Annotated in this window: 12 protein-coding genes and 1 pseudogene; 11 read left to right on the top strand and 2 right to left on the bottom strand. The window is 39.1% G+C overall.

The features are described 5' to 3' along the window. The first annotated feature begins 215 nt into the window (after positions 1–215). The 10 genes from A6E04_RS01680 (at position 216) to A6E04_RS01635 (ending at position 10,528) form a co-directional block, all read left to right on the top strand. A complete protein-coding gene (locus tag A6E04_RS01680; RefSeq protein ID WP_026025451.1) occupies positions 216–1,220 on the top strand; it encodes a putative 2-aminoethylphosphonate ABC transporter substrate-binding protein in 1,005 nt (334 codons plus the stop codon). Positions 1,221–1,388: 168 nt separating this feature from the next. Further along, on the top strand, positions 1,389–2,501 hold the full coding sequence (locus A6E04_RS01675) for a putative 2-aminoethylphosphonate ABC transporter ATP-binding protein (RefSeq protein ID WP_017021898.1): 1,113 nt from the start codon (positions 1,389–1,391) through the stop codon (positions 2,499–2,501). Between the two features lie 78 nt (positions 2,502–2,579). Further along, positions 2,580–4,235: a putative 2-aminoethylphosphonate ABC transporter permease subunit gene (locus A6E04_RS01670; protein ID WP_422106317.1), complete on the top strand. Its 1,656-nt coding sequence runs from the start codon at positions 2,580–2,582 to the stop codon at positions 4,233–4,235. Positions 4,236–4,250: 15 nt separating this feature from the next. Further along, on the top strand, positions 4,251–4,955 hold the full coding sequence (gene phnR, locus A6E04_RS01665; RefSeq protein WP_017021896.1) for a phosphonate utilization transcriptional regulator PhnR: 705 nt from the start codon (positions 4,251–4,253) through the stop codon (positions 4,953–4,955). A 64-nt stretch (positions 4,956–5,019) separates the two neighbouring features. Beyond that, complete coding sequence (locus tag A6E04_RS01660; protein ID WP_065609571.1) at positions 5,020–5,922, top strand: EamA family transporter; 903 nt, start codon at positions 5,020–5,022, stop codon at positions 5,920–5,922. Between the two features lie 122 nt (positions 5,923–6,044). Beyond that, the gene (locus A6E04_RS01655; protein ID WP_017021894.1) at positions 6,045–6,950 is read left to right on the top strand and encodes a siderophore ABC transporter substrate-binding protein; all 906 of its coding nucleotides are present in this window, start codon (positions 6,045–6,047) and stop codon (positions 6,948–6,950) included. Between the two features lie 90 nt (positions 6,951–7,040). After that, positions 7,041–7,976 (top strand): iron chelate uptake ABC transporter permease subunit VctD, encoded by a 936-nt coding sequence (gene vctD / locus A6E04_RS01650; protein ID WP_017021893.1) that lies wholly within the window; start codon positions 7,041–7,043, stop codon positions 7,974–7,976. Continuing rightward, positions 7,969–8,919, top strand: a complete 951-nt coding sequence (locus tag A6E04_RS01645; RefSeq protein WP_017021892.1) for an iron chelate uptake ABC transporter family permease subunit — start codon at positions 7,969–7,971, stop codon at positions 8,917–8,919. The genes vctD and A6E04_RS01645 overlap by 8 nt, the downstream gene beginning before the upstream one ends. 8 nt (positions 8,920–8,927) lie before the next feature. After that, entirely contained in the window at positions 8,928–9,689 is a 762-nt protein-coding gene (vctC, locus tag A6E04_RS01640; protein ID WP_017021891.1) for an iron chelate ABC transporter ATP-binding protein VctC, read from the top strand. A 35-nt stretch (positions 9,690–9,724) separates the two neighbouring features. Next, positions 9,725–10,528: a siderophore-interacting protein gene (locus A6E04_RS01635; RefSeq protein ID WP_017021890.1), complete on the top strand. Its 804-nt coding sequence runs from the start codon at positions 9,725–9,727 to the stop codon at positions 10,526–10,528. A 95-nt stretch (positions 10,529–10,623) separates the two neighbouring features. On the opposite strand, the gene A6E04_RS01630 is transcribed toward A6E04_RS01635, so the two are convergent. Then, positions 10,624–11,253, bottom strand: a complete 630-nt coding sequence (locus A6E04_RS01630; protein WP_017021889.1) for a LysE family translocator — start codon at positions 11,251–11,253, stop codon at positions 10,624–10,626. Between the two features lie 448 nt (positions 11,254–11,701). Here A6E04_RS01630 and A6E04_RS01625 point away from each other — a divergent pair, with 448 nt between their 5' ends. Beyond that, positions 11,702–11,959, top strand: coding sequence for an HP1242/YdcH family protein (locus A6E04_RS01625; protein WP_017021888.1), 258 nt, complete (start codon positions 11,702–11,704; stop codon positions 11,957–11,959). 107 nt (positions 11,960–12,066) lie between these two features. Here A6E04_RS01625 and A6E04_RS20885 read toward each other — a convergent pair. Next, positions 12,067–12,397: pseudogene (locus A6E04_RS20885) on the bottom strand (IS4 family transposase); the annotation flags it as partial. Positions 12,398–12,416: the final 19 nt, after the last annotated feature.

The raw sequence follows: 12,416 nt of genomic DNA, 5'->3' as shown, positions 1-12,416 counted from the left end.
ATATATCAGTTTGTATTTTTACTCTATCAACATAATTTCAGCCTGATAATAGGCAAATGGCAAGATTCACAAAAGGTTCATATCTCGGCGTTTTATCGGCTTTATTCCGGTATTTATCATTAAATTGCCATCGTTCGTTCATATTTTCGTCATAATTCGTTTTTATGGTGGTAGGTAATTTAGTGGTACATACCAATTTAAGGATGGAGACGATAATGAAAAACCGTTTTATGAAAGGATCACTGACTGCACTTATATCATTACTTGCAACTAATGCATTTGCAGCACAAGAAGTTACGGTTTATACCGCTTTTGAAACAGATTTACTTGCCAAATATAAATCGGCATTTGAGACCGATAATCCAGACATTGAAATTAAATGGGTTCGTGATTCAACGGGGATAATGACGGCGAAATTATTGGCAGAAAAAAATAACCCACAAGCCGAAGTGGTTTGGGGGTTGGCTGGGTCATCATTGGCATTATTAAAAAATGAAGGTGTAGTAAAGCCTTACATGCCAGCAAATGAAGATGAATTAAAGGACGCATTAGTTGATCCTCAAGCCAATAAAGCGTGGTATGGAAATTACGCTTTTTTCAATGCCATTTGTTTTAATGAAATCGTAGCAAAACAATATAACTTACCGAAACCGACATCATGGGAAGAGTTAACAAAGCCTATTTATAAGGGGCATATCGCGATGCCTAACCCTGCATCATCGGGTACGGGTTACATGCAAGTTTCTGCTTGGCTCCAAAATATGGGGAATGATAAAGCATGGAACTACATGAAAAGATTGGATAATAACATTGCTCATTATACGCACTCAGGGTCTAAGCCTTGTGTTCAGGCGGGAATGGGAGAAGTGGCCATTGGTATTTCTATGGCAACAAGAGGCGCGAAATTAAAAACACAGGGTGCGCCATTAGATGTGATCATACCTGAAGGTATTGGGTGGGAAGCGGATGCGGTTGGTTTAGTCAAACCGTCAGAGGCGGCGAAACGTGTCGTCGATTGGTCAATTTCAAAAACAGCAAATGAATTGTATATTCAATCTTATCCTGTGGTGGCTCATAAAGACGTGACAAGTGACGTGAAGAATTACCCTAACGTTCAGGAATCAATGGCCAAAATGGATTTCTCTCGCATGGGAGACGAAAGACAAAGCGTCTTAAAAACATGGTCTGATAAATTTGACTCAAAGTCTGAATCAAAATAATACGACGGCAATTCATGATAGAAAAGGGAGGCTTCGGCCTTCCTTTTTGTGTTTTTAATGGGCTGTCTTCTGAAGGACACAAAACTGCAATCTTTCTTATATAAAATTGTCATTGTATTGAAATAATCAAATTCTATCATTTGGAGTATACCAAATGGAGAGTTTGAAATGATGGAAAATAAAGCGTACTTAACAATCAATAACGTAATGAAAAAATTCGGCCAATTTACGGCCCTAGAACAGATTTCTTTATCTATTGAAAAAGGAGAGTTTGTTTGTTTCTTAGGTCCTTCAGGCTGCGGTAAAACCACCTTGTTGCGATCCATTGCTGGGTTGGACTTACCAACGTCGGGCTCTATTTTTCAACACGGAAAAGAAACCACCTTTCTACCACCAGAAAAGCGAGATTTTGGAATTGTATTTCAATCTTACGCTTTATTTCCTAACCTAACGATTGAAGAAAACATAGCCATAGGCCTAAAAAATCAAGGCTATTCAAAATCGGACAGTGCCGAGAAAGTGCAATATTGGCTTGATATGATTGGCCTTCCAACGTCGGGTTCGAAATTTCCTAATCAATTATCGGGTGGACAGCAGCAGCGTGTAGCTCTTGCTAGAGCGTTAGCGTTGTCACCCGGATTATTGCTGCTTGATGAACCACTCTCAGCTCTCGATGCAAAAGTAAGGACTCACTTACGTGATGAAATTTGTCAGCTACAGAAGAAGTTAGGTATTACGACGGTGATGGTAACGCACGATCAAGAAGAAGCGCTTTCAATGGCTGATCGTATTGTTGTTATGAATCATGGGGTGATAGAACAAGTCGGTACGCCAGAAGAAATTTATCAGCAACCAGCGACACGCTTTGTGGCTGATTTTGTAGGGTGCACTAACTTTATTCCGGCGATGGTATTGAATGAATCGATGATGCGAATTGGAGATACGGTATTGCCTTTGCCATCACTTTCAAATTTAAAACCTAGAAACGGTGAACGATTTGAATTAGCGGTGAGACCAGAGAATTTAACGTTCTTTTCTGAAAGTATGAATACCATTCCTGTGAGAATTGAAAGCTTAGAATTTCAAGGTTCGTATGTTCGAGTTGAATGTCAATTACATCGTCATGTGGACTGTGAATCTATTTACATTGATGTTGCAGCAAAAGACGCTTATGACAGTAACTTTGAACTAGGGGAAATCAGATATGTGTCGTTCTCTGAAGATAGCCTCCAAGCTTATGCGATTCCTGCTGAGTTAGCCATTTCATCAAAAGCAGCATAAAGATTTATTATGACTATGATTGTGCAACCTAAAGCAAACAAACCCTCACTGTTTACGTATTCACATTACTTACAACGAATGAGTAAAGACAGCGTGATTTTATTTGCTGTACTTAGTGTGTTCTTTATTGTGATGAGCCTATTTATTCTACTGCCATTATGGGCAATGCTTAAGAAAAGTGTGTTGAATAATAACGGAGAATTCGTTGGGTTTGATAATTTCGCCACGTATTTTTCATCAGCGAGTATGTGGCATTCTGTGGGGAATACCTTTACTTTAGGTCTCATTGTGACGGTTATTGTTGGGTTCTTGGCGTTTGGGTATGCATTTGCTTTAACGCGATCATGCATGCCATTTAAAAGTGTGTTCCAAGTTATTGGCAGTGCTCCGATTTTAGCGCCTTCATTATTACCGGCTATTAGCCTGATCTTTTTGTTTGGTAATCAAGGAATCGCAAAAGAACTCCTAGGTGGTAACTCAATTTATGGATTAATAGGCATCTCTATGGGGCTAGTCTTTTGGACTTTCCCTCATGCACTTATGATATTAACTACGTCATTACGAACCTCTGATGCCCGTTTATACGAGGCGGCAAAAGCATTAAAGACATCCTCAATTAAAACTTTCTTTGTGGTTACGTTACCGGCGGCAAAATACGGATTGATTAGTACATTAATTGTCGTCTTTACTTTAGTGTTATGTGATTTTGGGGTCCCTAAAGTCATTGGCGGTAGCTACAATGTATTGGCGACGGATATTTTTAAACAGGTTGTTGGTCAACAGAATTTTGCGATGGGAGCGGTCACCAGTATGTTGCTTCTTTTGCCAGCGTTGTTTGCTTTTAGTGTTGACCGTTGGGTTCAAAAGAAACAGAAAAGTTTGTTTGATACACGTTCTGTTCCTTACAAGCCAGAGCCGAAAGCCCTGCGTGATAACGTGTGCTTTGTGTATTGCTTACTTATTTCGTTGGCAGTTTTAGCGGTATTAGGGATGGCGGTTTATGGGTCATTAGTGACATTTTGGCCGTGGAATAAAGCACTGACATTAAGTAATTATAATTTCGCTGAAATGAGCGCCTATGGTTGGACGCCTTATTGGAATTCGTTAACGTTAGGGGCTTGGACAGCCTTGATTGGTACCTTGTTTATCTTTATTGGTGCGTACAGCATTGAAAAGGGCCGCGCCTTTTCTCCATTAAGACAGTGCATGCAAATGGTGAGTGTAGTTCCTATGGCGGTGCCTGGTATGGTGTTAGGCTTGGGTTATATATTTTATTTTAATGATGTAAATAACCCCCTTAATTTCCTCTACGGTACGATGGCATTTATGGTTATCAATACAATTGTTCACTACTACACGGTAGGGCACATGACTGCATTAACGGCATTAAAACAATTGCCGAGTGAAGTTGAGGCAACCGCGGCTTCTATCAAATTACCGCAATATAAACTCTTTTATAAAGTGACATTGCCCGTATGTTCTCCTGCGATATTAGATATTGCTACATACTTGTTTATTAATGCGTTAACGACGACATCGGCAGTGGTTTTTATTTACTCGACCGATACTATTCCTGCGTCTGTGTCGGTATTAAATATGGACGATGCTGGCCAAACAGGATCAGCGGCAGCGATGTCAGTCATGATTATGCTAGCCGCAGCAACAGCGAAAGTGGTTCACTTAATTATGGGTTGGTTTATTGAGTCGAAAACCCAAGCGTGGCGTAAACGTTAAGATCAAGGAATGATAATGCAATACGTGAAAATTAAAGACGCGATCGTGAGTCAAATTGATTCTGGACTGTTTTCTGCTCGTCAAAAATTGCCATCAGAGCGCAAGTTAGCGGAAACATTCAATACCACTAGAGTGACATTACGAGAAGCTCTGTCGTTACTTGAAGCGGAAGGTAAAGTGTTTAGGGAAGATCGACGAGGTTGGTTCATTTCACCAGAACCGTTGTGTTATGACCCGACGAAAACAGTAAATTTTACCAATATGGCGCTGTCTCAAGGAAGGATACCAAAAACTGAAATTCTGTCAGTGAAGCGGATGTTAGCACCAAAGAAAGCGGTTGATTTACTCAAGTTAGCGCCGTTTTCTGAAGTGTATCAAGTGAACCGTGTGCGTTATTTAGAAGATCGCCCTGTGGTGTATGTGACGCACTATATTCGACCGGAGTTTTTCCCTAATTTGTTGAGCTTTGATTTGTCTCAATCATTGACGGACATCTATAGAGAACATTATGGGATGACTTATCAAAAAACCAGATATCGAGTCAGTACCTCTTCTTTGTTGGGGCAATCAGTTCAGCCATTAAGGGCGACCTCTGGATCGCCAGCGATGGCGATTGAACGCGTTAATTATAATCAATATTATGAGTTGATTGATTGTGATATTGAGTACTGGCGACACGACGCATTACGTATTGAGTCAACGGCAGAGTTAATGACTTAATTTTATTTATTTTAGATAAGGCTTCCTATCGAGGAGGCCTTTTTTATATCAGTTAGAGTGAATTATGACGGTTATTGCTAGCATTCTTGTTATTTTTTCGGCGTTCTTACACGCTGGTTGGAACTTGATAGGAAAATCCAATCAAGGATCCGGTTTTGCTTTTTTCTTTACCTGTTCCGTTGCCCCTGCCATTTTACTAACACCTTATCTTTATTGGTTTTTTAGTCAGATTGAGTTTGTGTCATTGAGTTCTTATTTTTGGTTGTTGCTAAGTGTGAGTGGCTTTTTTCAAGTCATTTATTTGTATGGACTAAGCCTCGCTTACCAAACATCTGATATTGGGGTGGTGTATCCGATGGCGAGAGCGTTACCCGTTCTGATGGTTGGTGTTGGAACGGCGGTACTAGGGCAAAGCGTGTCATTTGAACAATGGATGGGATTCGGGCTTATTACGGTGGGGTGCTTATTAACACCTATTACGCATTTAACACAACTCAGGATGAAGGCATATTTTAAGCGCAGTTTGCTGTGGGCATTTGTTGCGGCTATTGGCACAACGGGGTATTCCATTATTGATAAAACCGCATTACATGAGTTGAATGATAATGTCGGGGAAATTCACTCTGCGGTATACATCGCTATTTTTTATCTGGGAATTCAGTTTTGGGCGATTGTTTTGTGGTTGTCAGTATGGTTTTTTGTCTCTGGTCGACGGCATGAGTTTTCGCATGCATGGAGATTTAAAAAGAAGGGAACCATCGCGGGTGTGATGATGGCAAGTACCTATGGTCTGGTTTTGTTTGCGATGACGATGGTCGATAACGTAAGTTATGTGGTGGCATTAAGGCAAGTGAGTATTGTTTTTGGTTTAGTGATGGGGATTATTTTTTTGCATGAGAAGTGGTATCCCATTAGAGGGGCGGGAGTTGTCGCGGTACTGTTAGGTTTACTTATTTCACTGGACTGAATATTTATAAACCTTACTTATTGTGCGCCTTTACAATCTTTACTTTTTTCTTGTAGCGAATGAGAGTTATTTTCATTATAGTCAATAGGAATACGAATGGTTATCACTTGAGTGTAAATAATATGAAAAGAAGTATCGCTACAATGTTATTGGGTTTACTGGTTTCTGCGTCTTCTTATGCAGAAATGATTACAGTTTCTCATCAATTAGGTAAAACTACGCTTGAGACGAAACCTCAACGTGTTGTTGTTATTGGAACAGGCACTCTTGATGCACTTGATTATTTTGGCATTAAACCGGTAGCGGTAACTCAAGCGACAACCATGCCGTCTTATCTTCTTAAATACACAACCAACGAATTTGCTTCATCGGGCAGCCTTAGTGAGCCTGATTTTGAAACAATTTACATGCAAAAACCTGATGTGATTATCATGGGCTCTCGTGCCATTAAAGCGTACAAAGAATTGTCTGAAATCGCCCCAACCATTGTATTTGCTGCCGATTCAAAAGGGTATTGGGAAAGCACACAACAACAATGGCGCATGCTAGGGGATGTATTTGAAATACAACCGACAGTTGAAGCGAAAATTGCCAGTGTCGATTCTGAAATCACGAAGATAAAGACACATAACCAAAGTAATCATGTGGCGGCACTCACGGTAATGAGCGCAGGTGGCAACATCACCACTTTTGGTGCTCAATCGCGTTTCTCTGCTATTTATAAAGATTTTGGTTTTAAAGAAGCGGCGAAAGGCATTAAAGAATCTAACCATGGTGACTTAGTGTCTTATGAATTCATTCGTGATGTGAATCCAACAAATTTACTGATTGTTGATAAAGACAAGCTAATCAATAAAGAAAAAAGCCGCACACGTGAAGAATTTGCTAACCCACTAGTAAAAGCGACAGATGCATATAGAAACGATAGCTTAACTTACTTAGATATCAATGCATGGTATATCGCGATTGCAGGGGTTACAGCAACAGATCAGATGATTGAAGACGTAAAGCAATCTATTCACTTTTAGGATAATAATTCCTAATATTCTTACACTTAATTTTCCTTAAAGCGTGTTATTTCTCTGAGATAGCACGCTTTGTGCAGGCTGAGGTTAGCTTTGAAAAAGTTATTGCTTGTTCTTGTTTTACTGAGTATTGCGTCTGTATTCATTGGTGTGGCTGACTTATCACTGTCGGCTATTTTTAGTGGTGATACTGACGCCTTAGAATTGTTACTGATCAGTCGATTACCTCGATTATTCGCAATTTTATTATCTGGTGCTGGATTATCTATTGCGGGCTTAATCATGCAACAGATCAGCCAAAACCGATTCGCTGCACCATCGACATCTGGTACGATCGAATGTGCGATGCTGGGTTACGTACTCAGTTTAGTGATTTTTGGTCATGGCGATAATTTATTGCTGATCTTTGGTATGTCTATTATCGGAACGTTAATCTTCATCCAATTTATCCATCGTGTTCAATTTAAAAATGCCATCTTTGTACCATTAGTCGGCATCATTTTTGGTAATGTCGTGTCGTCAGTCGCGACGTTCGTCGCTTACAAATACGATGCAGTTCAAAACCTGTCAGCATGGTCAGTGGCTAATTTCGCGAACATTCTTCAAGGCAATTATGAGCTGCTTTATATCGCCGTTCCTATTTCAATTATCAGCTACTGGTATGCCACGCGTTTGTCTGCTGTGGGCATGGGCAAAGACTTTGCGACTAATATTGGCCTGAATTACAAACAAATTTTGTTTATCGGTATTATGTTGGTATCGGTGATGTCAGCAACGGTCGTCATGATTGTGGGTCAATTGCCGTTTCTTGGCCTGATTGTGCCGAATTTAGTCACTCAATTTTATGGTGATAACTTACGTAAAAATATTCCATTAACGGCGATTGTAGGGGCAATTCTTATTCTTGTGTGTGATGTGGTTGGGCGCATCGTTATCTTCCCTTATGAGATTCCTATCTCTATGATCATTAGCATTCTTGGCGGTGTCGTGTTTATTGCTTTCATCGTTAAAGGAAAACAAAATGTCTGATTCAATTAAATTAACAGGGTTAGCATTCATTACGGTTCTGTTTGCATTTTTATTTATTGGTATTGGGTTAGATGCATCAAATTACGAGTACTTCTTATCTCGTCGAGTGCCTAAAGTATTGGCGATGGTATTGGCGAGTATTGCGATAGCTCAATCGTCATTGGTGTTTCAAACCATTACTCATAACCGTATTTTAACGCCAAGTATCATGGGGTTTGATGCCTTGTATCTGTTAACACAGGTCTTGGTTGTTGTGATTTTTGGTTCATTTAGTGTGTTCTTATTGAATCCATTTTTGAACTTCGCCTTATCTGTTTTTATTATGATCGGGTTCTCGTTATTGCTGTTTGGTTTTTATTTTAAAAAGAACAACAGCAACGTCATTACCTTGTTGTTATTAGGCGTTATTTTTGGTCAGTTGTTCTCAAACATTTCTTCCTTTTTTATGATGTTAGTTGATCCAAATGAGTTCTCTACCATTCAAGGCAGCATGTTTGCGAGTTTTAATAACATCAATAAAGATCTCGTTTATTTTTGTGTTATTCCTCTACTACTTATCAGTGCATTGCTTTTTAGAATGTCTAACGTGTTAGATATCTTTTGGTTGGATAATGACAACGCTACGAGTCTAGGGGTTGATGTTGGTAAGGTAACTAAACAGGTGCTGATTTTAGTGGCGATTTTAATTTCGGTATCTACTGCGTTAGTTGGCCCTGTGATGTTCTTTGGTTTATTAGTGGCAAACTTAGCTAAAGAATTCTTTCATACCTACCGCCACCGAACTTTGTTATTGGGCAGCAGTTTAATGGCGATGTCGATGTTGTTATCGGGCCAATGGGTAATTGAGAATGTCTTTAAGTTTGAAACGACCTTAAGCGTAGTGATCAATTTTATCGGTGGTTTGTATTTCTTATCACTGCTTGTTAGGCAAAAAATTCAATAGAGAAACGTATGATTTCATTATCTCAACTATCTAAATCATTTGGTCAGCAAAAAGTGGTTGATCAAGCCTCTGCCTCGTTCATTAAAGGTGAAGTGACGTCAATCATTGGACCTAACGGCGCAGGTAAAAGTACCGTGTTATCAATGGCGAGCCGTTTGTTAGCGAAAGACAGTGGTAGCGTATTAATTGAAAACAAAGAAGTGGTCGATTGGGACACAAAAGCGCTAGCAAAAAAACTGTCGGTACTTCGTCAATCAAATAATCTAAATATGCGCTTTACTGTACGTGAATTGGTGGCATTTGGACGGTTTCCTTACAGCCAAGGCAAGCTAACGAAGCATGATAATGAGGTGATTGATAACGCGATTAATTACCTTGATTTAACGGACATCCAAGATAAATATTTAGATGAATTGAGTGGGGGCCAACGTCAATTAGCCTTTATTGCAATGGTTGTTGCTCAAGATACGGATTACGTGTTCTTAGATGAGCCATTGAATAATCTTGATATTAAACACTCGTTGCAGATCATGAAAAATATCAAAACCTTAGCGCATGAGTTAGGAAAAGCCGTCGTGATTGTGATTCATGACATCAACTTTGCCTCATGCTATTCAGATAATATTGTCGCGCTTAAAAAAGGCAAAGTGGTTGCTAATGGTACGGTAGCTGAAGTGATCAGAAAAGAAGTTCTTTCAGAGATTTATGAAACTGAATTTGATATCCATGAAGTTAATGGACAACGTATTTGTATGTACTATGGTCAGTAATAGACGATGTACAAAATAAGATAAGGAACGCGTTTATGAGTAAGCCATCACCACGACTATTAACGGTTATTAGTCGCGTACTGCTGACATCAAATATGCAGCGTATTACGTTTAAAGCCGATGATTTATCTGATTTTGAAACCGAGAGTGAAGGCGGTTACATTAAGCTGTTGTTTAATGAGAATGGTGGAACGGATCTTTCTGGTATTGAAGAAGGCACTCGTCCAAAAATGCGTACCTATACCATTCGTCATTTGCGCCAAGAGCAGAATGAATTGGATGTTGACTTTGTACGTCATCATCATTCAGTTGATTGTGTGAGTACTGATAGTGGCGGTTTTGCATCGAATTGGTCGCAACAAGCTAAAGCGGGTAGTCAAATATCCATTGTTGGTCCGGGTTCTATCAAAGGTTTATCGAAAGAGGCCGATTGGTTTTTCTTAGTGGCTGACATGACGGCATTACCTGCGTTGTCTGCAAAATTAGAAACCCTGCCATCAAGTGCGGTGGGATACGCAGTGATTGAAATTAACCATGAATCCGACAAGCAAGCCTTAGCTAAACCGGAAGGAATGAATATTGTTTGGATTATTCAATCAGAAGTGAATTCAGAGAACGGCGGATTGATTGAAGCGGTTCGTGCTCAAGATTGGAAACAAGGTCGAGTGGCTGTATGGAGTGCATGTGAATTCAACAGTATGAGACAACTTCGTGCGTATTTCCGTAATGAAAAAGAAGTAGATAAAGACGATATTTACATTAGTAGTTATTGGAAAGAAGGCTGTACCGAAGATGGTCATAAAGTGGCAAAACATGAAGACCAATTAGCGGGTAATTAATCCGTTATTCCTACATATTGAAATTGATTAAGCAGCTTCGTTTCTCAATACCGATTATAGAAAGTATTGATGAGTGGGCTGCTTTTTTATCGGTATTATAATCGAGTACTGGCTAGCGTCGCACTGAAACTCATAAAAAGCCCACCGCTAATATAGTTTAACCATTTGGCAGTTTTAGGTGCAGTCAGTAATACCTTAAGTTTTGTGGCGAATAAGATAACGACAAGAAACCAGCTAGCAACAACCAACGCCTGAGTTAAACCTAATATCATGCTTTGTTCTAAAATATGCTGTGGTGACACAAATTGAGGGAAAATAGACAAATAAAACAACACAATCTTTGGGTTGAGTAAATTGGTTAGTAGTCCTTTAATAAAGCTACTTTTTAAAGACGGGATGCCCGTTGCTTGATTAAGATCTAATGTAAGTTGAGACAGTGTTAATCCTTTTTTTATGTTACTTATTCCTAACCAAAGTAAGTACCCAACCCCTAGCCATTTTAAGAGATTAAAAGCCATGGCTGATTGCGAGAGTAAAAGACTTAATCCCTGAGCTGAGACAAAAGCATGAATAAGAAAGCCAAAACCGACACCTAGTATATTGACGAAAGCGAGTTTCTTTCCTTGGGCTAGTGAAGTATAGAGAATGAGAAGGGCATTAGGACCCGGAATAATAGCCAATAAAAAAACGATGCCAGCGAAGGTCATCAAAGTATCAACCGCCATTTTTTAAACTCCAATAAATATAATGAAACACAGTCATGCTTTAAGGAATTTAAACACGTTTATATCCCGTGGGCGTAGCGAGAAGTAAGTACTATCATACCAAGTAAGTAACTCTATTTTACTCTTTGATTCAACATTGTTGCTCGCACCAAAAAAAGTTAAAAAACTATATAGTAGTAAGGCAGGTTATTCAATTTCAAGTTGCTATTAGTAAGATTAAACTGTTAATAAAGGGATGGATTGACTCCGGTTAAGCAACGTTATTCGACATGTTATTCATGATGATGTTTAAACGATCGTTAAACTACAGACTTTGATATGATTAATAATTCCATGAATTCGAATTACCGACTTTATCAATTCTCTTCGCCACTTTGCGCTTTATGCCACATTTCTTTTAGTGAATTTCTTTATACTGATGACTTATCTGTTTGAAAAGGGAATGCCGATGCTAAATGAAAACCATGCTTTTATTTTAGATTTTCCAGAGCTTAAATTAGACATTGTTCAGCTCAACCATGCCGATGCGACATTCAAAGCGGATCTTCAGCAGTATCATGAGTTGGATTATAAAATCCGTCAGTTGGAAATATCGGGTAGTCCGATTGATGATGACAATATGCATGCACTAAAGCTTCAACGTATGGAGCTAAAAGATGTGTTGTACCAACAACTAACTAAGCATCATGAAGAAGCGAGTCATTAAGTTACTCAGTCATTTATATTAAGCAATGACAAAACCATCGATTAAATCATTACAAAAAAAGCCGACTTATCATAGTCTAATACCGTTCGGATAAGCATTAACACTTATTACCTGAGTGGGTATTTGGTTGGTACATAGAGAACTGAGCGTGGAAGCGTTCGGTCCTTTCTTTTATCTGGCAAAATAAAATGGCTAATACTCTCACGCATTTGCTTGAGCTTCGTCGGTAAAGCTTCATCTTGACTAAGAGCAAACCAACGTAATTAGGTATCAAATAAGTTAATCGCAGCAATGAAACTAACTCGAGTTGGACTGACTTTAGCATCCTTTGTGATATGTACCATTTCTATACTCACTAAGTTATAGGTCAATAATACACCCCCATAGTTCTTACTTAACTCCTGAAGAAAAGCCAATCCTCAAGGTCACCTCACTTTGTTATTAATTAAAAATTAAG

Source organism: Aliivibrio logei (genome assembly GCF_001691055.1).
GTDB classification, from domain to species: Bacteria; Pseudomonadota; Gammaproteobacteria; order Enterobacterales; family Vibrionaceae; genus Aliivibrio; species Aliivibrio salmonicida.
This window is presented reverse-complemented; position numbering and strand designations above follow the sequence as displayed.

Bases quoted from the DNA above. Each gene is read 5' to 3' on its own strand.
- A6E04_RS01680 (WP_026025451.1), top strand. From the start codon at position 216: ATGAAAAACCGTTTTATGAAAGGATCACTGACTGCACTTATATCATTA.
- A6E04_RS01675 (WP_017021898.1), top strand. From the start codon at position 1,389: ATGATGGAAAATAAAGCGTACTTAACAATCAATAACGTAATGAAAAAA.
- A6E04_RS01670 (WP_422106317.1), top strand. From the start codon at position 2,580: ATGAGTAAAGACAGCGTGATTTTATTTGCTGTACTTAGTGTGTTCTTT.
- phnR (WP_017021896.1), top strand. From the start codon at position 4,251: ATGCAATACGTGAAAATTAAAGACGCGATCGTGAGTCAAATTGATTCT.
- A6E04_RS01660 (WP_065609571.1), top strand. From the start codon at position 5,020: ATGACGGTTATTGCTAGCATTCTTGTTATTTTTTCGGCGTTCTTACAC.
- A6E04_RS01655 (WP_017021894.1), top strand. From the start codon at position 6,045: ATGAAAAGAAGTATCGCTACAATGTTATTGGGTTTACTGGTTTCTGCG.
- A6E04_RS01645 (WP_017021892.1), top strand. From the start codon at position 7,969: ATGTCTGATTCAATTAAATTAACAGGGTTAGCATTCATTACGGTTCTG.
- vctC (WP_017021891.1), top strand. From the start codon at position 8,928: ATGATTTCATTATCTCAACTATCTAAATCATTTGGTCAGCAAAAAGTG.
- A6E04_RS01635 (WP_017021890.1), top strand. From the start codon at position 9,725: ATGAGTAAGCCATCACCACGACTATTAACGGTTATTAGTCGCGTACTG.
- A6E04_RS01630 (WP_017021889.1), bottom strand. From the start codon at position 11,253: ATGGCGGTTGATACTTTGATGACCTTCGCTGGCATCGTTTTTTTATTG.
- A6E04_RS01625 (WP_017021888.1), top strand. From the start codon at position 11,702: ATGCTAAATGAAAACCATGCTTTTATTTTAGATTTTCCAGAGCTTAAA.